Annotated in this window: 24 protein-coding genes; 10 read left to right on the top strand and 14 right to left on the bottom strand. The window is 63.3% G+C overall.

Annotation, left to right across the window (positions count from 1 at the left end; genetic code table 11):
- The first annotated feature begins 42 nt into the window (after window positions 1–42).
- Window positions 43–264, top strand: coding sequence for a putative signal transducing protein (locus ACEWPM_RS13470; protein ID WP_393962750.1), 222 nt, complete (start codon window positions 43–45; stop codon window positions 262–264).
- 149 nt (window positions 265–413) lie between these two features.
- The gene (locus ACEWPM_RS13475; RefSeq protein WP_393962749.1) at window positions 414–581 is read left to right on the top strand and encodes a YdcH family protein; all 168 of its coding nucleotides are present in this window, start codon (window positions 414–416) and stop codon (window positions 579–581) included.
- 87 nt (window positions 582–668) lie between these two features.
- Here the strand turns inward: ACEWPM_RS13475 and phbB are convergent, their stop codons facing one another.
- From phbB to ACEWPM_RS13490, 3 genes are all read right to left on the bottom strand, one after another.
- Window positions 669–1,391, bottom strand: coding sequence for an acetoacetyl-CoA reductase (phbB, locus tag ACEWPM_RS13480; RefSeq protein WP_393962748.1), 723 nt, complete (start codon window positions 1,389–1,391; stop codon window positions 669–671).
- A 217-nt stretch (window positions 1,392–1,608) separates the two neighbouring features.
- Window positions 1,609–2,784 (bottom strand): acetyl-CoA C-acetyltransferase, encoded by a 1,176-nt coding sequence (locus ACEWPM_RS13485; RefSeq protein ID WP_393962747.1) that lies wholly within the window; start codon window positions 2,782–2,784, stop codon window positions 1,609–1,611.
- 108 nt (window positions 2,785–2,892) lie between these two features.
- Entirely contained in the window at window positions 2,893–3,735 is an 843-nt protein-coding gene (locus ACEWPM_RS13490; RefSeq protein ID WP_393962746.1) for an EAL domain-containing protein, read from the bottom strand.
- A gap of 90 nt (window positions 3,736–3,825) precedes the next feature.
- Here ACEWPM_RS13490 and ACEWPM_RS13495 point away from each other — a divergent pair, with 90 nt between their 5' ends.
- Together ACEWPM_RS13495 and ACEWPM_RS13500 are read left to right on the top strand one after the other, a co-directional pair.
- Window positions 3,826–4,404, top strand: a complete 579-nt coding sequence (locus ACEWPM_RS13495; RefSeq protein WP_393962745.1) for a DNA-3-methyladenine glycosylase I — start codon at window positions 3,826–3,828, stop codon at window positions 4,402–4,404.
- A 212-nt stretch (window positions 4,405–4,616) separates the two neighbouring features.
- The gene (locus tag ACEWPM_RS13500) at window positions 4,617–6,113 is read left to right on the top strand and encodes a D-alanyl-D-alanine carboxypeptidase family protein (protein ID WP_393962744.1); all 1,497 of its coding nucleotides are present in this window, start codon (window positions 4,617–4,619) and stop codon (window positions 6,111–6,113) included.
- A 56-nt stretch (window positions 6,114–6,169) separates the two neighbouring features.
- On the opposite strand, the gene ACEWPM_RS13505 is transcribed toward ACEWPM_RS13500, so the two are convergent.
- A complete protein-coding gene (locus tag ACEWPM_RS13505) occupies window positions 6,170–7,054 on the bottom strand; it encodes a LysR family transcriptional regulator (RefSeq protein ID WP_393962743.1) in 885 nt (294 codons plus the stop codon).
- Between the two features lie 101 nt (window positions 7,055–7,155).
- Between ACEWPM_RS13505 and ACEWPM_RS13510 the strand changes: the two genes are divergently transcribed.
- Entirely contained in the window at window positions 7,156–7,296 is a 141-nt protein-coding gene (locus ACEWPM_RS13510) for a hypothetical protein (RefSeq protein WP_393962742.1), read from the top strand.
- Window positions 7,297–7,328: 32 nt separating this feature from the next.
- Here the strand turns inward: ACEWPM_RS13510 and ACEWPM_RS13515 are convergent, their stop codons facing one another.
- The 5 genes from ACEWPM_RS13515 to ACEWPM_RS13535 form a co-directional block, all read right to left on the bottom strand.
- Window positions 7,329–8,927 carry an ABC transporter ATP-binding protein gene (locus tag ACEWPM_RS13515; RefSeq protein WP_393962741.1) on the bottom strand — a complete coding sequence of 533 codons (1,599 nt, stop codon included), beginning with the start codon at window positions 8,925–8,927 and terminating at the stop codon, window positions 7,329–7,331.
- The gene (locus ACEWPM_RS13520; RefSeq protein ID WP_393962740.1) at window positions 8,924–10,030 is read right to left on the bottom strand and encodes an ABC transporter permease; all 1,107 of its coding nucleotides are present in this window, start codon (window positions 10,028–10,030) and stop codon (window positions 8,924–8,926) included. The genes ACEWPM_RS13515 and ACEWPM_RS13520 overlap by 4 nt, the downstream gene beginning before the upstream one ends.
- A 125-nt stretch (window positions 10,031–10,155) precedes the next feature.
- On the bottom strand, window positions 10,156–11,247 hold the full coding sequence (locus ACEWPM_RS13525) for a microcin C ABC transporter permease YejB (RefSeq protein ID WP_393962739.1): 1,092 nt from the start codon (window positions 11,245–11,247) through the stop codon (window positions 10,156–10,158).
- Between the two features lie 7 nt (window positions 11,248–11,254).
- Window positions 11,255–13,246, bottom strand: coding sequence for an extracellular solute-binding protein (locus ACEWPM_RS13530; protein WP_393962738.1), 1,992 nt, complete (start codon window positions 13,244–13,246; stop codon window positions 11,255–11,257).
- Between the two features lie 213 nt (window positions 13,247–13,459).
- Window positions 13,460–13,984 (bottom strand): c-type cytochrome, encoded by a 525-nt coding sequence (locus ACEWPM_RS13535; RefSeq protein ID WP_393962737.1) that lies wholly within the window; start codon window positions 13,982–13,984, stop codon window positions 13,460–13,462.
- Between the two features lie 140 nt (window positions 13,985–14,124).
- Here ACEWPM_RS13535 and ACEWPM_RS13540 point away from each other — a divergent pair, with 140 nt between their 5' ends.
- Entirely contained in the window at window positions 14,125–14,958 is an 834-nt protein-coding gene (locus tag ACEWPM_RS13540; protein ID WP_393962736.1) for a prephenate dehydratase, read from the top strand.
- 252 nt (window positions 14,959–15,210) lie between these two features.
- Entirely contained in the window at window positions 15,211–15,639 is a 429-nt protein-coding gene (locus ACEWPM_RS13545) for a hypothetical protein (RefSeq protein ID WP_393962735.1), read from the top strand.
- 75 nt (window positions 15,640–15,714) lie between these two features.
- On the opposite strand, the gene ACEWPM_RS13550 is transcribed toward ACEWPM_RS13545, so the two are convergent.
- Window positions 15,715–16,182 carry an SRPBCC family protein gene (locus tag ACEWPM_RS13550; protein ID WP_393962734.1) on the bottom strand — a complete coding sequence of 156 codons (468 nt, stop codon included), beginning with the start codon at window positions 16,180–16,182 and terminating at the stop codon, window positions 15,715–15,717.
- Between the two features lie 81 nt (window positions 16,183–16,263).
- Window positions 16,264–17,220, bottom strand: a complete 957-nt coding sequence (gene nudC / locus ACEWPM_RS13555) for an NAD(+) diphosphatase (protein ID WP_393962733.1) — start codon at window positions 17,218–17,220, stop codon at window positions 16,264–16,266.
- A gap of 201 nt (window positions 17,221–17,421) precedes the next feature.
- Between nudC and ACEWPM_RS13560 the strand changes: the two genes are divergently transcribed.
- The 3 genes from ACEWPM_RS13560 to ACEWPM_RS13570 all read left to right on the top strand — a co-directional run bounded on the left by ACEWPM_RS13560 (window position 17,422) and on the right by ACEWPM_RS13570 (window position 20,816).
- Window positions 17,422–19,335: a bifunctional 2',3'-cyclic-nucleotide 2'-phosphodiesterase/3'-nucleotidase gene (locus ACEWPM_RS13560; protein ID WP_393962732.1), complete on the top strand. Its 1,914-nt coding sequence runs from the start codon at window positions 17,422–17,424 to the stop codon at window positions 19,333–19,335.
- A gap of 111 nt (window positions 19,336–19,446) precedes the next feature.
- Window positions 19,447–20,343, top strand: coding sequence for an MBL fold metallo-hydrolase (locus ACEWPM_RS13565; protein WP_393962825.1), 897 nt, complete (start codon window positions 19,447–19,449; stop codon window positions 20,341–20,343).
- A 68-nt stretch (window positions 20,344–20,411) separates the two neighbouring features.
- On the top strand, window positions 20,412–20,816 hold the full coding sequence (locus ACEWPM_RS13570; RefSeq protein WP_393962731.1) for a metallopeptidase family protein: 405 nt from the start codon (window positions 20,412–20,414) through the stop codon (window positions 20,814–20,816).
- 21 nt (window positions 20,817–20,837) lie between these two features.
- On the opposite strand, the gene ACEWPM_RS13575 is transcribed toward ACEWPM_RS13570, so the two are convergent.
- The 3 genes from ACEWPM_RS13575 to ACEWPM_RS13585 form a co-directional block, all read right to left on the bottom strand.
- On the bottom strand, window positions 20,838–21,626 hold the full coding sequence (locus ACEWPM_RS13575; RefSeq protein ID WP_393962730.1) for a hypothetical protein: 789 nt from the start codon (window positions 21,624–21,626) through the stop codon (window positions 20,838–20,840).
- A 140-nt stretch (window positions 21,627–21,766) separates the two neighbouring features.
- Window positions 21,767–22,117, bottom strand: a complete 351-nt coding sequence (locus ACEWPM_RS13580; protein WP_393962729.1) for an NAD(P)H-dependent oxidoreductase — start codon at window positions 22,115–22,117, stop codon at window positions 21,767–21,769.
- A gap of 93 nt (window positions 22,118–22,210) precedes the next feature.
- Window positions 22,211–23,677, bottom strand: a complete 1,467-nt coding sequence (locus tag ACEWPM_RS13585; protein WP_393962728.1) for an aldehyde dehydrogenase — start codon at window positions 23,675–23,677, stop codon at window positions 22,211–22,213.
- Window positions 23,678–23,683 lie beyond the last annotated feature (6 nt).

The following is a 23,683-nucleotide window of genomic DNA, read 5'->3' on the forward strand; positions in this document are numbered from 1 at the left end:
ACATCTCTCGACAAAGGGGGGCCACGTGCCTAGATCAGCCCAATGAAGCAATTGATGCGCACAACCGATATGTCCACCATCGCCTTTGCCCAGGCCCTGCTACAGGGCGAGGGTATAGACTGCTTTGAAATGGACGTAAATATGAGCGTTCTCGAGGGGGGTATCGGCATTTTTCCGCGTCGCCTGATGGTTCATTCAGACGACTGGGACGACGCCGCTCGCACCCTGCGTGACAACGGCCTCGAGGTGCAGGACGGTGCCTGAGACTGCCCGTGTATCGGGAGTTTGCGACATTTAACGCAAGTTATCCGCGATAATTTGCCACAATGCTGCGCCTGCGGCGTGACAGGCTTTAAAATATGTGCTGCAATCCTCATGTTACATTACGTACACAATCACAGAGGAGCGCTTTCATGAGTCTGGGTTCGCATATCGAAGAACTGAAGAAGAAACATCAGGACCTCTCGGCCAAGGTAGACCAAGCGCAACGTGCGCCGGGCGTCAGTAATCTGGATGTGTCCGAAATGAAGAAGCAAAAGCTGCGCCTCAAGGAAGAGATCGCACGCCTCTCGGGCGTATAGCTGATACCATTGCCCTGTTGGGGCATCTGATATGCGAAGGGCCGGTGCAGTCTGCACCGGCCCTTTTTTCCGCCACCATGCCTTGGGTCAGACGAAGAACTGAGCGCCATTGGCAGATATGGTCGAGCCGTTGACAAAGCCTGAACCGTCGGCCGCCAGGAACGACACGCAGCGTGCGATTTCCTCGGGCTCGCCCAAGCGGCCCGTGGGAATTTGCGCGATGATCGACTCGCGCACCTTTTCGGGCACTGCCATGACCATCTCGGTCGCGATATAGCCGGGGCAGACCGCGTTGGCCGTGATGCCCGCGCGCGCACCCTCTTGGGCGAGACTCTTGATGATGCCCAAATCGCCAGCCTTGGTTGCTGCGTAGTTTACTTGCGCGAACTGCCCCTTTTGACCGTTGATCGAGCTTATGACGATGACGCGGCCAAACTTGCGCTCGCGCATGCCGGGCCAGACGGGATGGATCGTGTTGAAGACGCCGGTCAGGTTGGTGTCGATCACCTGGTTCCACTGCTCGGGCGTCATCTTGTGAAATGGTGCGTCCTTGGTGATACCGGCATTGGCGACGACGATGTCGATGGGGCCCAGATCGGCCTCGACCTTGGCGATGCCCGCGGCGCTTTCCTCGTAATCGGCCACGTTCCACTTGTAGGTCGCGATACCGGTCTCATCCGTAAAGGCCTTGGCCGCCTCGTCATTACCCGCATAGGTCGCTGCAACGTTGCAGCCATCGGCCTTGAGCTGCTTGGAGATAGCCGCACCTATCCCGCGCGTGCCCCCCGTCACCAGTGCTGTTCGTGCCATCTGTCTGATCCTCCTTTTTCGCGGGCAGCGCCGCAGTACTTCAGGTCGAAACTTTGTTACCCAAATTGAATGCTGTACGCAACATCGCTTCCAACACGTTTTCCGTGTCTTTTGACCAGCTTAGACACTCGACGCGGTTACGCAAGCGCCGCGACAGAAAAAGGGCACCCGCCGGGGTGCCCTTTGTCGTTTGGTTCGCGCCGCGTTTGGCCGCAGATCAATCCCGCTCGACGCACATGGCAACGCCCATGCCGCCGCCGATGCAGAGTGTCGCGAGACCTTTTTTCGCACCGCGCCGCTTCATTTCGAAGAGGAGTGTGTTCAGAACGCGGCATCCCGAGGCGCCGATGGGGTGGCCGATGGCGATGGCGCCGCCGTTCACGTTCACGATGGCCGGATCCCAGCCCATGTCCTGGTTTACGGCACAGGCCTGCGCTGCGAACGCCTCGTTCGCCTCTACGAGGTCCAGATCACCAACGCTCCAGCCTGCCTTTTCCAGCGCCTTGCGGCTGGCATGGATCGGGCCGACGCCCATGATCGACGGGTCCAGACCTGCCGTCGCATAGCTTGCGATGCGCGCCAAGGGCTCGATACCACGCTTTTCGGCACTCTCGGCGCTCATCAGCAGGGTCGCGGCCGCGCCGTCATTGATGCCCGAAGCATTGGCCGCAGTGACGGTGCCATCCTTGGTGAAGGCGGGGCGCATCTTTTGCATGGCCTCGATGACAGCGCCATGACGGATATATTCGTCTTTGTCGACGATCGTCTCGCCCTTGCGCGACTTGACAGTGAAGGGGACGATCTCGTCATCAAACTTGCCGTCATTCTGGGCGGCTTCGGCCTTGTTCTGGCTGGCGAGGGCGAACTCATCCTGCGTCTCGCGGGTGATCTGCCACTGCTCGGCCACGTTTTCGGCGGTCTGACCCATGTGATAGCCGTTGAACGCGTCCCAGAGGCCATCGCGGATCATCGTGTCGATCATCGACAGATCGCCCATCTTCTGACCCGCGCGCAGATTTGCGGCATGGGGGCTGAGCGTCATGTTCTCCTGGCCGCCTGCACAGATGATCGACGCGTCGCCCAGCATGATGTGCTGCGCGCCCAGCGCCACGGCCCGCAGGCCCGAACCACAGACCTGATTGATGCTCCACGCCGCCGATTCCTTGGGCAGGCCGGCATTGATATGCGCCTGGCGCGCCGGGTTCTGCCCCTGGGCGGCGGTCAGGACCTGGCCGAGGATCGTCTCGGACACTTCATTCTTGTCGATGCCCGCGCGGGCGACAACGGCCTCCAGCACGGCTTTGCCCAGATCATGCGCGGGCGTGTTCGCAAACGCCCCCCCGAATGAGCCGACAGCAGTGCGCGCGGCAGATGCGATAACGACGTTTGTCATAGGAATTCCTCCACCAGGATCATGGTGGGCGCACCGAGATCGGGCAGCCCCTGATGTTTTGCATACCTTATACGCCGCACTGCGGCAACCGGCGCGATCAGCGCCGCGTCAGGCTGCGCCTCGGCGCGCGTTGGCTTCCAGCCAGACAGGTTTGACGGAAGGCGCGCCAAAGTAATACCCCTGAAGACAGTCGATCCCGATAGCCGTCAGATAGGCCGCATCATCCTGCCGCTCGACGTTTTCTGCGACAGTAACCATGTCGAATTGTCGGCCGATCGTGGCCAGCGCAGTGGTCAGGACCTGGTTGTCGGCGTCCTGCGCGATCCCCCGGATGAACTGGCCGTCGATCTTGAGAATGTCGAAATAGAAGTCCTTGAGATAACGGAACGAGGTAAATCCAGCGCCGAAATCATCAAGCGCAAAGCTAACGCCACGCCTTGCCAGCTCGTCCATGAACCCGGTGACCAGCTCGGGGATAAGCATGGCAGAGCTCTCGGTGATCTCGAGGATCAGACGCTCACCAACGGTCGGATCGGCATCCAGCCCCTTGTGCAGTGTCCGCATCCAGCGCGAATACCCGATCGAGCGGGCGGACATGTTGATCGCCAGCCGCAGCGAACTGTGCATCGACAGCGTACGTAGCCCCTTTTCCAACGCGAGGCAGTCGATGATGCGTCCCGTTTCCGTCGTCTCGATCGCGCCAATGAATTCGCGCGCCGGGATAATCCGCCCAGTCGCATCCAACACACGCACCAGCCCCTCGTAGAAGGCTATGCGTTCGCACTGGCCAGCGGGCACGACGGGCTGGAAGGCCAGCATGACCTGCTTGTGCCGCACGGCATCATCGACCATCTGAATAGTCGACCTGTCCCTTGCTGAAATTGCGTATGATAGCGGGTCCTGATGGCCCTGAGGCACATCCGCCCACTTCCCCTTGCGATGGTCCGGCATATCTCGCTCCGATTTACGTCTGCCCAAATTGCGCCCCATACCCTAAAGAAGGCTTAAGACGCGCCTGACCAGATACCGAGGATTGTTCATATGTGCGGCAGATGTGCCTGGGCCGGACCCGAAGAGATCTACATTGCCTATCACGACACCGAGTGGGGCGTGCCCGAATGGGACAGCCGCGCATTGTGGGAGAAGCTGATCCTTGACGGGTTCCAAGCCGGACTATCCTGGATCACCATATTGAAAAAACGCGATAATTTCCGCGACGCCTTTGCCGGGTTCGACCCGGACATCATCGCCGGCTGGGGCGAGCAGGACGTGGAGCGATTGCTGGCAAACCCCGGAATCATCCGTCACCGGGGCAAGATCGAGGCAACCATCGGCAATGCCCGCGCATGGCGCCGGATCGAAGATGCCGAAGGGTTCGATACATTTCTATGGAATTACATGGATGGAACGCCGCGGCAAAACAGTTGGGCAACGCAGGCAGACGTGCCCACGCAGACCGCGCTCTCCGCCGAGATCTCGAAAGAGTTGAAGCGCCGAGGCTTCAAATTCTGCGGCCCGACCATCGTCTACGCCTTTATGGAGGCCTGCGGATTGGTGAACGACCACCTGATTACCTGCCACCGCCATACCCCCGTCGCGGCGATGGCCAAGTCCTGCTGAGAGGCCGCCGTATCGGCCACATTCCCGCCACAATCGCCGGTTTAGTGGGCTCTGACGATTGCGTCGCAAGATATGGATGCAGCACAGTGTCGCCAGTCATAAATTCCATTGAATCTATGGCTTTATTCAGAACAAATCATGTGATACCTTCAGTTTCATAATTAAGTCAGTCGAAAAAATCGGCGGCGTGAGGCAGTGAAAAGAGTGGTTCCATGAAAACTCGGAACAGGCGGCCGATTCGGCTGGGTCTGTGGGCGTTCGCGACGCTCTGGATGTTGATCATTTTGCCGCTGAGTGCGGCAGCGGCACCCTATGCAGCGATGGTGATCGATGCGAGGTCAGGCAAGGTCCTGCACGCGGAAAACGCCGATGCGCGGCTTCATCCGGCGTCGCTGACCAAGATGCTGACTCTGTATATCGCCTTCGAGGCGATCGAGCATGGCGAGATCGGGCTGGACGATAACGTCGTCATCACCCGCAACGCGGCCAATGAGCCTCCAAGCAAGCTGGGCCTGAAATCGGGCCAGAAGATCAGGCTGCGCTACCTGATCCGCGCCGCGGCCGTGAAATCGGCTAATGACGCGGCCACCGCCATCGGCGAGGCGATCGAGGGAAGCGAGGCGGCCTTTGCCCGCCGGATGAATCGCACGGCGCAAGCGCTGGGAATGACGCGCAGCACCTTCAAGAACGCCCACGGCTTGACCGAAGAGGGGCACCTCTCGACTGCGCGCGACATGACAATCATGGGGCGTCACTTGTTTTATGACTACCCCGAATACTATAATCTCTTCTCGCGCATCACCGCCGATGCGGGCATCCGCAAGGTCTATCACACCAACCGCAAGCTGCTGCGCGATTACAAGGGCGCCGACGGGATCAAGACGGGCTATACCCGCGCCGCCGGTTTCAACCTTGTCGCCAGTGCCCAGCACGGTAACGAACGTGTAATCGCCACCGTCTTTGGCGGACGCTCCACCGCAACGCGCAACGCACGGGTGGCCGAGCTTCTGGATATCGGATTCAAGAAATCGCCGACGCAGGTCGCCGTTAATCGCCCGGCCAAGCCGCGCTACGAAGGCCCCGGCGGTACACGCGTCGTCACCGTGGGTGACAACGAAGAGCACGGCGTCGCCGGCAAGACGGTGCGCCTGACCGCCGCCGCCGCCGTCAAGACCAGCCTGCGCCCCCAGGCGCGCCCCCTGCCCGCCGAGCCGGTCATGATTGCCGCACAGGATGACATCGAAAAGGCGCTGGCCGCCGCACAGGAAGCCGATGTTGCCGCCGCGTCCCTGCCGGGTGCCGAACAGCCCGCCGCGGCCACCACGCCCGGCACTGTCGCAGTCGCCGTGGCTCAGGCCGAGCCGGATACGGCCCGCCCCGTTCGCCGCCCCGAGGGCCTGACGCTGGCCAGCCTCCAGACCCCGGCGGAGGACCCGGTGCAGGAAGTCGTCACGCGCATTTCCACCTCTGGCGGTCGCAACTGGGGCATCAATGTGGGCCGCTATCCCAGCCAGTACAAGGCGCGCAAGATCCTGCTGCAGACCGCGCTCAGCGAGATGAGCACGCTGGACGGCTCGCTGCGCAAGGTGGTCACGCGCCCAAACGGATATGATGCGAATTTCATGGGCCTCACGCGCGAGACTGCCGATCTGGCCTGCCGCCGTCTGCAATCCCGGCAGTTCACTTGCTTCATGATCGAACCGGGCTGAACGCCCCGCTACATCACCGGAAAAGGCGCGGATGGGCATGGCCCCCGCGCCTTTTTTCATGGCGCAGGCGCAGCTGTCCGCTGCGCCCTCAGCCAGCGCAGGAAGGCCTTGGCCTGCGGGCGCAAGACGCCGGGCCGCGTCACGATAAAATACCCGGTCTCGCCGCAATCGCGGAAAAGGATGCGCAGCCGACCGGCGGCAACATCCGCCTCCACCGACGATGCTGTCATCACCGCGATGCCATGGCCCGCCCGCGCGCCGTCCAGCATGAGATTGCCGGGAACCTGCGTCACCGACGTGCCGCGCATCTGGTCCAGCCCCGCGCGAAACATCCAGTCCGACGCCGGGCTTTGATCCAGCTCCATCAGCCACGGATACTCCAGCAGCTCATCGCGCGAAGAAAACGCGCGATCCCCGACCAGCGCGGGCGCCGCCGTCACCACGATATCAGTCGGGACCAGCAGCTCGGCCTCAAGCCCATCCCAGCGCCCCAAACCAAAGCGAATGGCCAGATCGACACCGCCCGGCGCAGGATCGGCGCGCTGCGGCGACGGGTGCACCATCAGATCGACGCCGGGATGGCGCGCCTGGAAGTCCCGCAGGCGGGGCATCAGCCAAGCGGCGGCAAACTGCGGCGTGGTCGATATCTGCAAGGGCCGCTCGGCATCGGCCCCGGTCAGCATCGCCACCCGCTGCGCGATCTGGCCAAATCCCTCATCCAGCGCCTCGGCCAAGTGCTGACCCTCCGCCGTCAGGGCAAGGCCCCGTCCCTCGCGCCGCACGAGGGCGAGGCCCATATCCGCCTCCAGCGCCTTGACCTGCTGGCTGATGGCCGCGTGCGTCACGTTCAGCGCCGCGCCCGCGCCGCTGGCCGATCCCGTCTGCGCCAAAGCCGCAAAGGCCCTCAGCGCGTTCAAGGGCGGAAGCGTGCGCCAGTCCATACGTTAGCCCATCTTACATATGCGAATTCTTTCAGACTCGCATACTGCCACGTTTGGGCGCATCTGTATAGGACATCACCAGAGTATGAGAGGAAAACCCCATGCTGAGTATCTTCGCCAAATCTTTCATGACAGCCGCCCGCCAACCCGAAGCAAAAGGCCATCAAGGCCGCCGCTCCCGTTACGACTCGCGCCGCGAGGCCGAGATCGAGGCGCATCTGACCGCGCGCCGCCGGGATTAATCTATCGCCCCGCCCTGTCTTGGGGTGGGGCCTTAACCGTGCGTATCGAGCGCCGCGCGCAGCAGCGTCTGCGCGTATTCCGTCTGGGGCCGCTCAAAAAGGTCCTCGGCGCTGCCCGCCTCGATCACGTCGCCCTGTTTCATCACCATGATCTTGTGGCTCATCGCGCGCACCACCGCGAGGTCATGAGAAATGAAGAGATAGGCCAGCCCGTATTTCTGTTGCAGCCGGCGCAAGAGGTCCACGATCTGCACCTGAACCGTCATGTCCAGCGCACTGGTCGGCTCGTCCAGGACAAGCAGCTTGGGCCGCAGGATCATGGCGCGCGCGATGGCGATACGCTGGCGCTGCCCGCCCGAGAATTCATGCGGGTAGCGGTCCATCGCATCACGCGGAAGTTCGACTTCGTCCAGCATCCGGGCCACCAGATCGCGCTGCGAGACCTTGCCAGCAGGCCCGTCCGGCTGGCCATGCACGCCCAGACCCTCGGCAATGATTTCGGCGCAGGTCATGCGGGGGCTCAGGCTTCCGAACGGGTCCTGAAAGACAATCTGCATGTCGGCGCGGCGGCGACGCAGCTGCCGTGTGTTCCACCCGTTCACGTCCTCGCCGCAAAAGGTGATGCGCCCTTCCGAGCCAATGAGCCGCATCATCGCCAGCGCCAGCGTCGTCTTGCCCGACCCCGATTCCCCGACAAGGCCCAGCGTCTCGCCCGCGCGCACGCTGAGGCTGGCGTCATTGACCGCCTTCACATGGCCGACGGTCTTTTTCAGAAAGCCCTTTTGGATCGGGAACCACACCCGCAAATGCTCGGCCTCGGCCACCACGGGCGCATCCTCGGCCACCGGCTCCGGGCGCCCCGAGGGCTGCGCGCCCAGAAGTTTGCGGGTATATGCGTGCTGCGGATTGCCAAAGACCTCCGCCGTCGGCCCCGCCTCGACGATCATCCCATCCTTCATCACGCAGACCTTGTCGGCGATGCGCCGCACGATGCTGAGGTCATGGGTGATAAAGAGCAGCCCCATATCGCGGCTCTTCAATTCGGCCAGCAATTCCAGGATCTGCGCCTGAATCGTAACGTCCAGCGCTGTCGTCGGCTCGTCTGCAATGAGAATATCGGGCTTGTTCGCGAGTGCCATCGCGATCATCACACGCTGCCGCTGCCCGCCGCTGAGCTGATGCGGATAGGCGCCCAGACGGCTCTCGGCGTCGCGGATGCCCACCTCGGTCAGCAGCTCGATGATACGGGCCCGCGCCTCCGCTCCGGTCAGCCCCTGGTGCAGCGCCAGCGACTCACCCAGCTGCTTTTCCAGCGTGTGCAGCGGGTTGAGCGACGTCATCGGCTCCTGGAAAATGAAGCTGATATCATTGCCCCGCACGCGCCGCAGTACCTTGGCCGGCGCACCGATCAACTCCTGCCCATCATAGCGCACCGAGCCGCCCACCTCGGCTGCATCACCCAACAAAGAGACCGTACTGAGCGCCGTCACCGACTTGCCCGAGCCGCTCTCGCCCACCAGCGCGACAGTCTCGCCCCGGTCCACGGTAAAGCTGACACCATGCACGGCCTTGGCCAGCACCCCATCCTGCCGAAAGGCGATGGTCAGGTTCTCGACCGTCAGAAGACTCATTGAAACGTCTTTCTGGGGTCGAACGCATCGCGCACGCCCTCGAAGATGAAGACCAGTAGCGACAGCATGATCGCGAAGGCGAAAAAGGCGGTGAAGGCCAGCCACGGCGCCTGCAGGTTCTGTTTCGCCTGGAGCGTCAGCTCGCCCAGCGAGGGCGACGAGGAGGGAAGGCCGAAGCCGAGGAAATCGAGCCCCGCCAGCAGGCTGATCGTGCCGGTGATGACAAACGGCAGCATGGTCAGCGTCGCCACCATGGCGTTTGGCAGCATATGGCGGAACATGATGCGCCGGTTGCTGACGCCCAGCGCCTTGGCCGCGCGCACGTATTCCAGATTGCGCGCGCGCAGGAATTCAGCCCGCACCACGCCTACCAGCGCCATCCAGCCAAAGAGCACAGTGATCCCTACCAATAGCCAGAACCCCCTTGGCAGAATCGCGAAGAGGATGATGATCACATAAAGCTGCGGTGTCGCCGCCCATATCTCGATAAAGCGCTGGAAGGTCAGGTCCAGCCAGCCGCCAAAATACCCCTGCACCGCACCCGCCGCGATGCCGATGATCGAGGCGAGCGTCGTGACGATCAGCGTGAACATCACCGACAGGCGAAATCCATATATGACCCGCGCCAGCACGTCCCGCTTGGTATTGTCGGTGCCCAAGAGGTTCTGCGCATTGGGCGGTAGTGGCGCTGCACCGGGACGATCGACGGGCGTGTCGTAGCTGTAGGGAATAGGCGGCCAGATGGCCCAGCCGCGCTGGATGTCTTCGCCTGAAACCACACCGTCACCGGCATCCGCGATGATCCCCTCAGGATCGTCGAAGCAGGCATCGAGCCCCCCCGACGCGATCAGACAGCGCACTTCCGGGTCGCGATAGACCGCCTCGGTCCTGAAATCTCCGCCGAATTCCGTCTCAGGATAGAACTGAAAGATAGGCGTATAGTACTCACCCCGGTACTGCACCAGGATCGGCTTGTCATTCGCCAGGAACTCGGCAAAGAGGCTCAACCCGAAAACGAGGCAGAAAAGGATCAGCGACCAGAGTGCGCGCCGGTTGCGCCGAAAGTTGCGCCACCGGCGCTGGTTGAGCGGAGACAGAGCCATTCAGCATTCGCCCCTTGTATCTTCTGGCGAAAAATATCCTGGGGGGAGGGCCGAAAATTCCCCGAATTTTCGGCTCGGGGGGCAAAGCCCCCCTGCCTGGCCCGATATTACAGCGGCCCCGGTCATCATCCCTCCCGCTTTTCGAAGTCGATGCGCGGATCGACCAGCACATACATCAGATCGCTGAAGATGTTCACCACCAGCCCGATCAGGCCAAATAAAAACAGCGTGCCGAACATCACCGGATAATCGCGGCCAACAGCAGCCTCGAAGCCCAGGCGCCCCAGCCCATCCAGCGAAAAGATCGTCTCGATCAGGACCGACCCACCAAAGAAGATGCCGATGAAGACCGTCGGAAAGCCCGCGATGACGATCAGCATCGCGTTGCGAAAGACATGGCCGTAAAGCACCCTTTTCTCCGACAAGCCCTTGGCGCGGGCCGTGATCACGTATTGCTTCTTCACCTCATCGAGAAAACTGTTCTTGGTCAGCAGCGTCAGCGTGGCGAAGGCGGCAATGGTGCTGGCCAGCACGGGCAGCGCGATGTGCCACAAGTAATCGATCGCCTTGCCCACCAACGAATAGGTCTCGAACTCGTCCGAGGTGAGGCCGCGCAACGGGAATATCTTCCAGTAACTCCCACCCGCGAACAGCACCAGCAGCATGATGGCAAAAAGAAATGCGGGAATCGCGTAGGCCACGATGATCACCCCGCTCGTCCAGGTGTCAAAACTGCTGCCGTCGCGCACCGCCTTGGAGACGCCCAGCGGGATCGAGATGAGATAGGCGATCAGGGTCGACCAGAGGCCAAGCGAGATCGACACCGGCATCTTCTCCAGCACCAGGTCGGTCACGCTGATCTTGCGAAAATAGCTCTCGCCGAAGTCGAACTGCATGTAGTTCCACATCATCAGGCCGAACCGCTCAAGCGGCGGCTTGTCGAGGCCGAACTGCTTTTCCAGCTCGGCAATCATCTCGGGCGGCAAACCGCGTGCACCGACATATTGGCTCTCGCCGCCCTGCGCGCCCATGTCCTGTCCCGCGTCGTTGCCGCCGCCCGCAAAACTGTCAAAGACGTCGCCCTTGCCCTGCATGTTGGCAATCGCCTGCTCGACCGGCCCGCCCGGCACGAATTGCACGAGGGCAAAGTTGATCACCATGATGCCCAGAAGCGTCGGGATGATCAGCAGCAGGCGCCGCAGGATGTAGGCCCCCATCGCCGCGCTACCTCAGCTCGCCCGAGGCTTCGAGCGCAGCAGCCTTTTCGGCATCGACCCACCAGAAATCGAGAACGCCCAGAGCGTAGGGCGGCATGGGATCGGGATGGGCGAACTTGTCCCAATAGGCGACCCAATGCGCATCATTATACCAGACGGGGATCATGAAGCGCTCATGGCGCAGAGCGCGGTCAAGGGCCATCAGCGCGGCGTTCTGCATTTCCAGATCATCCGTTTCCAGCGCAACATTGATGATCGCATCCACCATCGGGCTGGCGAGACCGGCGGGATTGAACAGGCTGAACTCGGCCTCGGCCGAGCCAAAGCGCTGCATCAGGCCGGTGCCGGGCTGCAGGAAGGACATGTAATTGTCAAAAATGAGGTCATAGTCGCGGTCGCGATTGCGCAGCGTGTATTGCGACGAGTCGATCTTGTCCATGCGCGCATCGATGCCCATTGCATCGAGATTGTTTATGAAGTTCTGCACCACGGCACCGATCGTCGCCGAGCCCGCGGACGAGATCGGCAGCTCGATGATCAGCGGCTCGCCCGCAGCATTGCGGCGCTGGCCGGATGCGTCGACGGGCCAGCCCGCCTCGTCCAGCAGCTTCATCGCGCGGCGCAGGTTGCGCCGGTCCGTCAGCTGGCTGGCGTCCGAGCTATGGGCGCGCACGGCCGGCTCGCTCAGCATCTCGGGCGGAACCAGATCACCAAGGCTTTGCAGCAGCTCCAGCTCGGCTCCCTCGGGCGGGCCCATCGCCTCGAGGGGCGTATCCTGAACAAAGCTGTGGCGCTGCTCGAACAGGCCGTATTGCAGGCTCTCATTCGTCCATTCGAAATTGAAGGCCAGCGCGATCGCCTCGCGCACACGCGGATCCTGCAGCTTTTCACGGCCAAGGTTGAACACGAAACCGGCCGGCGTCGGCGGCGAGCCGTCGGGGATTTCCTCCAGCTTGACCCAGTTTTCTTGCACCGCCGGAAAATCATAGCCCGTCGCCCATGTCTTGGACGTGGTTTCCTGGCGGAAGGTGTATTCGCCCGCCGTGAACGCCTGAAAGGCGACCGCATCATCGGCGAAATACGTCACGCTGATCGTATCGAAATTGTGCCGCCCTACATTGATGGGCAGATCGCGGCCCCAGTAATCGGGGTTGCGCTGATACGTGATGCTGCGGTCGGCCACGGCACTTTCCAGGACATAAGGGCCAGAGCCGGGCGCGGGGTCCATGCGCGGCTCGTCAAGACGCGCGCCGGTTTCCTCGTACCATGCCTTGGGAAAGACCGGGACGCTGCCCACCTGATCCACCAGTGACCGGCGCGAGATGCCTTCCGCGAAGGTGAATTTCACCGTGTGATCGTCGAGGGCCTCGGCGCCCGTCACGCGGCGCTTGACCGCTTCGGCATAGGACTGCAGCCCCTGCTCCAGAAAGAGGTTGTGCGAGAATACGACGTCATGCGCTGTCACGGGCGTCCCGTCGGAAAACCGCGCCTCGGGGCGCATGTGGAAGATGACCCATGTCTTGCCCGCGTCATATTCCAGACTCTCCGCCAGAAGGCCGTAGGATTCGCCATAGACGTCCGCAGGCAGGCCCTCGCTTGTCGCGGGCATGTCGCCGAGCAGGCTCTCATAGGCCATCCAGGAATAGGCGCCCGCGCGGTCCTTGCGCGAATAGGGGTTCATCGAGCTGAAGGATCCGGTCACGGCCAGCGAGACTTCTCCGCCCTTCGGCGCATCGGGATTGACGTAATCGAAATGCGGGTAGTCCGCGGGATATTTCAGATCCCCGAAATAGCTGTAGCCATGGCTGCGGATGATCTCCTGATCGCCCTGCGCGCCGCTGGCCTCTGCATTGGCGCTGTCCTCTACGGCCAGCGCGCCCTGCGCCATCAGCGCCGCAATAGCCAGCCCGGCCAAAGCGCCGCGCATCCAAAGGGCGGGGCGCGGCGTGTGCAGCGTGCGCCCTGCGGCCGCCAGCGTTGGGCTTTGTGCCAATGTCATGCCATCCCTCCAGAATGATGCATATGCGATACGTATATACATGCCGCACGCTAAAGGAGGGCGGGCGCGACATTCAAGCGGGTAAAAACTTTGTCAGGTGCGCCGCAAGGGGCCGGACCTTACGTCATGCGCGCCCCGTCGCACAGCCTTCGGCATGAAAAAGGCCGCCCTCCCGGCAGAGAGAGCGGCCTTCAGGCGTCAATGACGCGGCAATCAGCCGCCGATGGTCGACAGATAGGCGATCAGGTTCGCGCGGTCCTCAAGCTTGCCAAGGCCGGAAAAGCCCATCGAGGTGCCGGGAGCGTAGCCCTGCGGATCTTCGAGAAAATGGTTCAGGTTCTCCGGCGTCCAGACGTCGGCAACCTCTTCCAGCGCACCGGAATAGCCATAGCCGGCGGCGGTGTCGACTTCGCGCCCGACCACGCCATAGAGATAGGGACCGGTCGAATTCTCGCCCTGCTCCAGCTTGTGACAGGCCTTGCACTTGTTGAAGACGCGCTCGCCCTTGCCGGCATCGGCGGAGGCAAAGACCTCTTCGAAGGTCGGGCCAGCGGCCTCTTCCTCGCCGCCTTCGTCACCACCTGTGTCGATCATGTAGCCCTGCACGACCTCGCCATCATGGTGACCGCCAGCGTCGGCATGATACAGTGTCTCGGCCGCGAACTTGCCCAGCAGGAACACCAGAAAGGCGCCCGCGAAGCCGCCCAGAATTTTGGTCAATGTCATTGTATCGAACATGAGCCCGCTTCCATTTGATATCCGTTGGCCGCGTATCTATCCGCTTCCCCTCCCCTTGCGCAAGGTATAGTTTCCGCGACCAAATGCCCGCCGGCCGCCTTTGGCGCCGGGACGGGGTGCATGAAAGGGATTGCAGCAACATGAGCCACACCATAGCCTTTCAGGGCGAGCCGGGCGCCTATTCCCATCAGGCCTGCATCCAGACCTATCCCGATGCCACGCCCCTTCCCTGCCGCACGTTCGAGGACGCGATCGAGGCGGTGCGCAGCGGCGCGGCAAATCTGGCGATGCTGCCGGTCGAGAATTCGACTTTCGGGCGCGTGGCCGACATCCACCATCTGCTGCCGGGCAGCGGGCTGCACATCATCGGCGAGGCGTTCGTGCGCGTCGAAATCGCGCTGCTCGCCGTTCCGGGCACGCCGCTGTCGCGCGTGAAGCAGGCGATGAGCCATCCCATGCTGCTGGGCCAGTGCCGCGCCTTTTTGGCCGAGCATGGCATTACACGCATCACCGGCGCCGATACCGCAGGTTCGGCCCGCGAGGTTTCCGAGCTGAACGATCCGGCCACCGCCGCGCTGGCCAGCCCGCTGGCGGGCAGCATCTATGGTCTCGATGTTCTGGCCACCGGGATCGAGGATGAGGGCAACAACACGACGCGCTTTCTGATCATGTCCGAGACGCCGGATCTGAGCCGCCGCGGCGAGGCGGGGATGATCACCAGTTTCGTCTTCGAAGTGCGCAACATTCCGGCCGCGCTCTACAAGGCGATGGGCGGCTTTGCGACGAATGGCGTCAACATGACCAAGCTGGAAAGCTACATGGTCGGCGGGTCGTTCTCGGCCACGCAATTCTATGCGGATGTCGAGGGGCACCCCGAGGACGCAAACGTTGCACTGGCGCTGGAAGAGCTCGACTACTTCACCAGCCAGGTCAATATCCTCGGCGTCTACCCGCGCGATCCGCGCCGGGATTAGCCAATCCCCTGATTATCAGTGATTTTTAGCGCTCGTCGGCTCCTTCGACGGGCGCTTTTTCATGCTGGCTACATTTCAAACACTCACGCGGGATCATCCCCGCAGTCACGCCCGCGTGTCTGCCCGCAAGGCCGGGATCACAGGGTGGCGAGATGGGTTTCCGTATTGGACCGATGGGTCCATATCTTGGTCATGGCGCAGCGATACCGCCGCGCTGACATGCCAAACGATAGACAGAAAAAGGAAAATGATATGACACGCTTTGCTCTTTTCGCCCTGATTGCCGCAACCGCAACCACCGCTCTCTCCGCCAACCTCACCGGCGGGGCCTTCGACACGATCGCAGCCCGCGATATCGGCGACCGTGCAGACGGCTATCCGATCAGCGCCCGCGATATCGGCGACCGTGCAGACGGCTACCAGATCTCGAGCCGTGACATCGCGGACCGCGAAGACGGCTACCAGATCAGCGAACTCAGCCGCGACGAGCGTGGCGGTCTGGATCTGCCCGCCGCCCGCGATATCGGTGACCGCGCAGACGGCTACCAGATCTCGAGCCGCGACATCGCGGACCGCGAAGACGGCTACCAGATCAGCGAACTCAGCCGCGAGGAGCGCGGGGGGCTAGATCTGCCGGCCGCCCGCGATATCGGAGACCGTGCCGAGCGCACGACTGCCTGAAGCTGCCCATTCACGAACATGACCAAAGGCGCCGGATCCCGTCCGGCGCCTTTTGACATGCCTGTCGCGGCGTGGTCACGCGTGGCGCTTGTACTTGTCCTCGAGATCCTTGGCGTAGGAGGCGACCCGCATCTCGAACCGCTTGGTCAGGTTGCCGCGCGCCAGTTTCAGTGATTGGAGCATCAGCCGTGCCGACAGGTTCAGCGGGGCCAATTCGCTGGTGAGGGCGACGCGGGTGCGTCCGCGTGACAGGGCCACCAGTTCGACCGAAAGATCGCAATTCAGCGACTTGCCCTTGCCTTCAAACCTCATCGCGCCGGGCGGATCATAGGTAACCAGGGTGACCTCCATCTGGCGCCGCTTGCCCTTGAGGTCGAATGCTGCGTCCCACGCCATTCCGGCGGCGGGCGGCGCCCGATCGACCTTGCGCTGCACTTCGGCGCCGCGCCGCAGGATCGACCGCTCAAGCGCGGCGAAATCCGACAGTTGGGCAAACACGAAATCAATCGGCGCTTCGATATCCTCGCGGGTGGTAAAAATCATGGTCTGGGTCCGCCTGTCTGCTGTCGCCCGCTGAGCAAGGCCCGTCGGGCCTGCGGCGGATCTTTGGCAGCCATTGTCGCCTCAATCCAGCGTATCTGCAAGCCAGTTGCGAAGCAGGAACTGAGCGATTGCGCCTTCGCGCGCGGGGGAAAGGAAGGGATGTTGACCTGCAAAAGCCTCCATCAGGTCTTCGCGGGTGATCCAGACGGCATCCTCGATCTCGTTCGGATCGATGGTGATTTCGCGGCTCAGCGCCGTGCCGCGCATCCCCATCATCAGCGACGCGGGGAAAGGCCAGGGCTGACTGGCCAGATAATCGACCGCGCCCACACGCACCTGCGTTTCCTCCAGAACCTCGCGGCGCACCGCGGCCTCCAGCGTCTCGCCCGGCTCGACAAAACCGGCGAGCAGCGAATACATCCCCTCCGGCCAGCCGGGCGAGCGCCCGAGCAGCGCGGAATTGCCCATGGTAATCAGCATGATCACCACCGGATCGGTGCGCGGAAAGTGATGTGCGCCGCAAGAGGGGCAGATGCGCTGCCAGCCCGCCAGAACGATGTCGCTGGCCGCGCCGCAGCGTGCACAGAAGCCGTGGATATCGTGCCAGCCGAAAATCCCGCGCGCGGTCGAGGCCTGCGCAGCATCCTCGGGGTCCAGCAGCGTCATGATGCGGCGCAGTTCGGCAAAGGCCTGGCATTGCGGCAATGCGGGATGCCGCTGCTCGCTGGGGTCCGAGAAGGTGTCGAGCGATGCTGGTGCCTCCTCCGGCACCCAATGCGAGATGTCATGCGCAAAGATCAGGCGTCCGGCCGCGTCCCGGCCCAGCAGAATGCGCCGCGCGCCCTCAAGCACCGGGTGATCCAGCGGCAGGCGCACGAGGGCCGAGAGCGTGGCCGCTTCGACCAGCGGCTTGCCGCGCCACATCAGGATCGTCTCGCCCCCGGCCGCCGCCGCAGCCGCCGCCAGGTCGGTCCCGCGCAGCTCGGCGGCGCGGTCGAGCGTGCTGCCTGCGAAAGTCACGGTCTCTGCCAGTTTCACGGCGCGCCATCCTTGCTGTTTTCAACCTGCCTGAGGTGCCATGATCGCCGCGCCTGTGCAAGCCGTGCATGGCCTGCGGGCAACAGTGGGGCGACATTCAACGTAAATCTCCTTAGAGTTGTATCATAAGTCTTTGAAAAACCTCATGGCTGCAATACGCCGATGGGGCAGTCGGATAAAGCCGTGCCGCAAGGAGAGCGTATGAGCCAAGGATCCACCAGCGAGGCCCGGCACGACAGTGCCTCCGCGCCGCTGCCAGACGGCACCGTGGCGCAACTGCGCCTATTGGGCACGACCGATCTGCATGCGCATTTGATGGCTTATGATTACTACGCCGACGAAGGCGACCGTCCTTACGGCCTCGTGCGGATTGCCACCGCGATACGCTCTGCCCGCGCCGAGGCGGTCAATACGCTCCTGTTCGACAATGGCGATGCGCTGCAGGGCACCCCGATCGGGGATCTGACCACATGCCCGAACGGATGCTGGACAGGGCCAAGCCCTGTCATCGCGGCGATGAACCAGCTGGGCTATGACGCGGCGTCGCTAGGCAATCACGAGTTTAACTTTGGCCTCGACTGGCTGGCAGGCACTCTGCGCCGCGCGCAGTTTCCCTTTACCTGCGCGAATGTGGATGCACCCTGCGCCCGTGACGGCACGAGCGCGGCCTGGCCCGTCGCCCGGCATCTGATCCTTGAGCGTGAGGTGACATGCGAGGACGGCACGCGCCGTCCGCTCAGCATCGGCGTAGTGGGACTGGTGCCGCCGCAAATCACAATGTGGGATCACATCCATTTGGCGGGCCGGCTGGAAGCGCATGACATGGTCGCGGCAGCGCGCGAGGCCGTTCCGCGCCTGCGCGTTGAGGGCGCAGATATCGTGATCCTTCTGGCCCATAGCGGCATCGACCCCGATGCGCCTGACGCCATGGCCGAGAACGCCGCCCTGACACTGGCCCGCATCGACGGCGTGGACGCGATCATGACAGGGCATAGCCACGGTCTCTTTCCGCAGCCCGGAGGGGCCGAGGCCGGCAACCCGGGCGGCGTGGATCATACGCGCGGCCTTCTGGCTGGAACGCCCGCGCTGATGGCAGGGGCCTGCGGCGGGCATCTGGGCGTGCTGGACCTGACCCTGACGGTCAAAAACGGGCGGTGGCACAGCCGTGCCCGCCATGCCGAGCTGCGCGGCGTGGCCGCAGTGCCGCCCGATGCGCCGCTGGAGGCGGCATTGGGGCCAGCGCATGACATGACCCTGCGCCATATGCGCCGTCCGATCGGCACATCGCAAATGCGTCTGCACAGCTATTTGGCACTAGCACGGCCCGATCCATCGGTGGCCGCCCTGAACGCGGTGCAGACGCGGCTGATGCAGCGCGCTCTGACGGGCACGGTGCATGAGGGCCTGCCGATCCTCTCGGCCACACCGCCTTTCAAGACCGGCGGGCGCGGCGGTCCGCGCAATTTCACCGATCTGCCCAAAGGCACGCTCTCCTATCGGCACGCGGCCAACCTCTATCCCTTTCCCAACCGGCTATGCGGGTTGCTGATCACCGGCGCGGGCCTGCGCGACTGGCTTGAACGGGCGGCGATCTGCTTTGCCACCATCGTGCCCGGCGCGCCGGACCAGATGCTGCGCGACATGGAGGTGCCGGGCCACGATTTCGACGTCATCTCGGGTCTGACCTATGAGATCGACTTGTCCGCGCCACCGATGTTCACCCGCATGGGCACGCTTCTGAGATCAGGGGGGGGCCGCATCCGCGCGCTGGCATATCAAGGCCGTCCTGTGGCCGACAAGGATCGCTTTGTCCTGGCGACGAACACCTACCGGGCCTTCGGCGCCGGTGCCTTCGGCCCTACCCCGCAAGAGCGAATCGTGCATATCTCGCCCAGCCTTCTGCGTCAGGACCTGATCGAGGATATCGCCCGCACGCCGCTGGCGCCGCCGCCAGATTACCACCTCAACTGGCGATTTGTGCCGATGCCCGGCACCACTGTGCTGCTGGACACCGGCCTGCCACTGCGCAATGACCGCGCGGCGCTGAAAAGTACCGGCGCCGAGGATATTGGTGAAACGCAAGGCGGGTTTCTGCGGCTGCGGCTGCCGCTCTAGCGAGGCTGCGCCGGCGCTCACAAAAACGTGAGCGTGCGGCATGGGACGCCGCGCTACCCTTTGCCCGACCCATTGCATCCACAAAGGAGACACCGCGTGACACGATTCAACATGACCCGCCGCAGCCTGCTGGGCGCCGCCGCCGCATTGCCGCTGGCGCATGTCGCGAATGCCGCCGCCCCGATGATGGGCGCCTCCGCCGCCATCCACCGCCGCATCGCCCTGGGCGGGTTCGAGGTGACGACGTTGCTGGCCGCGACGGCCCCCCGCGACGATCCGCATTCGATCTTTGGCCTCAATGTCGACGATGCCGCCTTCGAAAAAGTGGCGCGCGATGCCTATCTGCCGGTGGATGCGGCACAGTTCTTCTTTACGCCGACGCTGGTCAATACCGGCGAGGCGCTGGTGCTCTTCGACACAGGCATGAACCCCGAAGGGATCACCGCCGCGCTGGAGGCGGCGGGATACACGCCGGATCAGGTCGATATCGTTGTCGTGACCCATATGCATGGCGACCACATAGGCGGCCTGCGCGGCGAGGATGCCGCGACCTTCCCCAATGCCCGCTATATCACCGGCTCCACCGAGTATGACCATTGGGCCGCCGCCGGAAATGACACGTTCGACGCCAAGATGCGCCCCTTGGCCGAGCAAACCACGATGATCGCCCCCGGCGACGAGGCGGCGCCAGGCATCACCGCAGTCGAGGCGTTCGGCCACACTCCCGGCCACATGGCCTACAGGCTGGAAAGCGAGGGCAAGTCCCTGCTGATCGCCGCAGATTTCGCCAATCACCCCGTCTTCTCGCTGGAGCAGCCCGACTGGGAGGTCAAGTTCGACATGGACAAATCCGCCGCCGCCGCGACACGCCGCAAGCTGCTGGATATGCTCGTGGCCGAGCGGATGCCGTTCATCGGCTACCATATGCCTTTCCCCGCCATGGGCTTTGTCGAAAAGCGCGGCGATGGCTACGGCTATATCCCCGAAAGCTATCAGCTGCGCCTCTGACCCGTCCACCGACAAAGACACGCGCCGCGCAGCTTTCCTTTGCGCGGTGCACGCCCCATATGGGGCGGATGACATATGCGCCCGACATTGCCGCCAGCCTCGCCCGGATCGAGGAAATCGCCCTCGCCACCGTCGAGGCGCTGCCCGCACCCTTTGCCGCTGTCGCGCGCGAGGTCGTACTGCAGGTTGAGGACTTGCCCGATGTCCGAATGCTGGCTGAGTTGGACATCGACGATCCACTGATGCTGACCGGCCTTTATGACGGCGTGCCGATGACACAAAAGTCAGCGGCCTATCCCGAGCCTTGGGCCGATACCGTCTGGCTTTTCCGCCAGCCCATCCTTTCCGAACTGGCCACCCGCGACGGTGTCACGCTGGAGGAGCTGGTCGCCCATGTCACGATACACGAATTCGCGCATCATTTCGGCTGGTCCGATGACGATATCGCCAGCATCGACCGCTGGTGGGAGTGACGCGGCGCCGCGCTCGCACCGTCAGGGGGCGTCGCCCCGCAAGATGGCGCCCAGCATAGCGTCCTCATCATCCTGAGCCTTTGCCGGTTTGAGGCGCTGCACCCGCGCGAAGATCGACCGCGCGTCAGACATGACGAGGGTCAGCATGGACCGGGCGAGCGGGGCGATGACAGGGTCCGCCTCCGACAGCGCCCAAAGCCGCGCAAGCATGGTGCGGTCCAGATCGCCCCTCTTGAGGGAGTAGGGCTCCATCCCGAAAGCCAGCGGGTATCGCGGCGCCCCGCGATCCGGCTTGAAAGGGCGGCGGCCCGGCTGACCCGAGAGCCGCCTTTCGCTATCATGCAGCTTGACCATGTCAAAGAGTATCGACAGCCCCATGCCCAGCGACCGCTGCTCGAAGGTGGTGCCGTGGTCGGCAAAGGTCGTGGCGGCCGAGATTTTCCATCGCACAGTCAGATCCTTGGCCAGACGCGGGCCGCATTCCGCCCAGAGGCGCTGAAACAAGGCTATGGCCGCTTCGGGCGGGTTCGCCTTGCGCTGGATCGCGATCAGCAGCGCATGAAGCAGCAAGAGACGGCTTTGCCCCGCGAACTCGGCTTGCAGCAGCGCGTGCCTGGCCCGCATATCGCCCCGCTCGAACGCCTCGGGCTGCTGCGTGGGCGCGATGACGATTTCCTCGGCCAAGGCCGCCAGATCGACATCTGCAGGCGGCAGGACCTTTTCCACATTGAAGAACGGCAATTTCTTCTTCTCATGTGTCTTGAGAAGCCCGTAGTAGCCGCCCGGATAGATTTCCTTTGATATGTCCATGCCGATACTGTTCCCGGAGCGGTTTGGATGATGCCCTTGGCAGGCCACAGTCACGCCGACATCAAGGCCACACAAGACACTGCCGCAGGAAGATTTTCAACACGGGCTTTAAGGATACACGCGGACCATTCGCCGGGCCACTACCCCGCCACCTTGCCCGCCATGACGCCCTTCTGCCAAAGCGGGCCGAGCGTGTCGAAAAAGGCCTGCATCTGGCTGGACATCGCGGAAAAGCGCATCGGCGCAGAAACCAGGTGCGCGCTGGCCCATTCCATATCTTCGGGCGCGGCCTCGGGAATGTCCTTCATGCGCTCGATCTGGGCCTTCCAGGCGTCCTGTGCGTCGATGACATCCTGCGGCGCCGTCTCGCGGACGCGGCGCAGGCGCACATCTGCTCCGGCCTCGCGGGCGGCATCGACTGCGCATTCGGCCATCTGATGGTTGGTGCCATAGGTAGTGTAGAACAGGATCAAGAGGCGCCTATCGGACATGGGATCTCTTTTGAGGGCTTGGCCACTCAATGCCTGCCCGTCCCGTTCCGTTCCCGCGACATTTTGCGCGGAGGCCGCCAGGTCATTGCAGCGTCAGCGCATGACAAAAGGATCAGGAATCGGCGCGTCACTGGTGCGCAGCCAGACGGCCTTGACCCTGGTGTAATCCAACGCCGCCTGCAGACCGCCTTCGCGCCCGTGACCGCTGAGGCCGTGGCCGCCGAAGGGCACGATGGGGCTGACGGCGCGGTAGGTGTTCACCCAGACGATACCCGCGCGCAGGCCCCGGATCATCCGGTGGGCGCGGGTCAGATCCCTGGTAAAGACACCAGAGGCAAGGCCGTACTCGGTATCGTTGGCGATGCGCAGCGCCTCCTCCTCGGTGTCGAAGGCAAGAACCGACAGGACCGGGCCGAAGAATTCGCCCGTCAGGCAAGGCGCATCGGGCGCGTTCGAGCAGTCGATGATCGTGGGCGCGAAGTAGTTTCCGTCACGCTGCGCACGCGTTCCGCCCGTGATGACGGTGGCCCCAGCCGCCTTTGAACGATCGATCAGGTCAATGGCCGTTTCGACTTGCGCCATGGTGCAGAGCGGGCCCACCTCGGTCGCCATGTCGTCCGGCGCACCGATGATCACCGCCTCGGCCTTGGTCTTGAGACGGCTCAGAAAAACATCCTTTATCGCATTCGAGATCACAAGACGCGATCCTGCGACGCAGCTTTGTCCCGAGGCGGCAAAGATGCCCGAGACCTGCGCATTCACCGCGCTGTCGATATCGGCATCCTCGAAAACGATGAAGGGGGATTTCCCGCCCAACTCCAACGAGGTCGAGGCGAGGTTCTCGGCCGAGTTGCGCACGACATGCCGCGCGGTTTCCGGCCCGCCGGTGAAGGCGACATGGTCCACCTTTGAATGGCGCGTCAGGACCGCGCCACAGCGCGGGCCGAACCCGGTGATGACGTTCAGCACACCTGGCGGAAACCCCGCGCGGTCAAAGAGGCGCGCGAATTCCAGCATCGGCGCCGGGGCCTCTTCCGAGGCTTTCAGGACCACCGTGCACCCGGCGGCCAGCGCCGGGCCTATCTTGACCGCCGCCAGGAACAGCTGAGAGTTCCAGGGCACGATGGCCGCGACGACGCCGATGGGCTCGCGGCGCAGCCAGACCTCCATGTCAGGCTTGTCGATGGGCAGATGCGCGCCCTCGATCTTGTCGGCAAGCCCCGCATAATAGCGGTAATACTCGGCCACATAGGCAATCTGGGCCGTGGTTTCGCGGATGATCTTGCCGGTATCGCGTGTCTCGATCTTGGCCAGGGATTGCGCGTTCTCGGCCACCAGATCGGCCAGCCGCAGCAGCAGCTTGCCGCGCGCCGAAGCGCTCATGCCGGCCCATTCGGGCGACAGAAATGCGGCGTCCGCTGCATCCACGGCAGCCTCCACATCGGCCTCGCGCGCCTCGGGCATCAGCGCCCAGACCTGCCCCGTCGCGGGATCGCGGCTTTCAAACCGGGCGGCGGCGTCCGAGAAGGCCCCGCCGATATACTGCTGAAACTCTCGCATGGCCTT

Origin of the sequence: Roseovarius maritimus, from assembly GCF_043355895.2 — a bacterium.
In the GTDB taxonomy this organism is placed as follows: Bacteria; Pseudomonadota; Alphaproteobacteria; order Rhodobacterales; family Rhodobacteraceae; genus Roseovarius; species Roseovarius maritimus.

Coding starts and splice junctions, on each gene's coding strand:
- ACEWPM_RS13530 (WP_393962738.1), bottom strand. CDS start 13,246: ATGACATTGGCACAAAGCCCAACGCTGGCGGCCGCAGGGCGCACGCTG.
- ACEWPM_RS13490 (WP_393962746.1), bottom strand. CDS start 3,735: ATGCCGGACCATCGCAAGGGGAAGTGGGCGGATGTGCCTCAGGGCCAT.
- ACEWPM_RS13540 (WP_393962736.1), top strand. CDS start 14,125: ATGAGCCACACCATAGCCTTTCAGGGCGAGCCGGGCGCCTATTCCCAT.
- phbB (WP_393962748.1), bottom strand. CDS start 1,391: ATGGCACGAACAGCACTGGTGACGGGGGGCACGCGCGGGATAGGTGCG.
- ACEWPM_RS13585 (WP_393962728.1), bottom strand. CDS start 23,677: ATGCGAGAGTTTCAGCAGTATATCGGCGGGGCCTTCTCGGACGCCGCC.
- ACEWPM_RS13470 (WP_393962750.1), top strand. CDS start 43: ATGAAGCAATTGATGCGCACAACCGATATGTCCACCATCGCCTTTGCC.
- ACEWPM_RS13570 (WP_393962731.1), top strand. CDS start 20,412: ATGACATATGCGCCCGACATTGCCGCCAGCCTCGCCCGGATCGAGGAA.
- ACEWPM_RS13575 (WP_393962730.1), bottom strand. CDS start 21,626: ATGGACATATCAAAGGAAATCTATCCGGGCGGCTACTACGGGCTTCTC.
- ACEWPM_RS13550 (WP_393962734.1), bottom strand. CDS start 16,182: ATGATTTTTACCACCCGCGAGGATATCGAAGCGCCGATTGATTTCGTG.
- ACEWPM_RS13560 (WP_393962732.1), top strand. CDS start 17,422: ATGAGCCAAGGATCCACCAGCGAGGCCCGGCACGACAGTGCCTCCGCG.
- ACEWPM_RS13505 (WP_393962743.1), bottom strand. CDS start 7,054: ATGGACTGGCGCACGCTTCCGCCCTTGAACGCGCTGAGGGCCTTTGCG.
- ACEWPM_RS13545 (WP_393962735.1), top strand. CDS start 15,211: ATGACACGCTTTGCTCTTTTCGCCCTGATTGCCGCAACCGCAACCACC.
- ACEWPM_RS13525 (WP_393962739.1), bottom strand. CDS start 11,247: ATGGGGGCCTACATCCTGCGGCGCCTGCTGCTGATCATCCCGACGCTT.
- ACEWPM_RS13495 (WP_393962745.1), top strand. CDS start 3,826: ATGTGCGGCAGATGTGCCTGGGCCGGACCCGAAGAGATCTACATTGCC.
- ACEWPM_RS13510 (WP_393962742.1), top strand. CDS start 7,156: ATGCTGAGTATCTTCGCCAAATCTTTCATGACAGCCGCCCGCCAACCC.
- ACEWPM_RS13500 (WP_393962744.1), top strand. CDS start 4,617: ATGAAAACTCGGAACAGGCGGCCGATTCGGCTGGGTCTGTGGGCGTTC.
- ACEWPM_RS13475 (WP_393962749.1), top strand. CDS start 414: ATGAGTCTGGGTTCGCATATCGAAGAACTGAAGAAGAAACATCAGGAC.
- ACEWPM_RS13485 (WP_393962747.1), bottom strand. CDS start 2,784: ATGACAAACGTCGTTATCGCATCTGCCGCGCGCACTGCTGTCGGCTCA.
- ACEWPM_RS13515 (WP_393962741.1), bottom strand. CDS start 8,927: ATGAGTCTTCTGACGGTCGAGAACCTGACCATCGCCTTTCGGCAGGAT.
- ACEWPM_RS13565 (WP_393962825.1), top strand. CDS start 19,447: ATGACCCGCCGCAGCCTGCTGGGCGCCGCCGCCGCATTGCCGCTGGCG.
- ACEWPM_RS13520 (WP_393962740.1), bottom strand. CDS start 10,030: ATGGCTCTGTCTCCGCTCAACCAGCGCCGGTGGCGCAACTTTCGGCGC.
- ACEWPM_RS13535 (WP_393962737.1), bottom strand. CDS start 13,984: ATGTTCGATACAATGACATTGACCAAAATTCTGGGCGGCTTCGCGGGC.
- ACEWPM_RS13580 (WP_393962729.1), bottom strand. CDS start 22,117: ATGTCCGATAGGCGCCTCTTGATCCTGTTCTACACTACCTATGGCACC.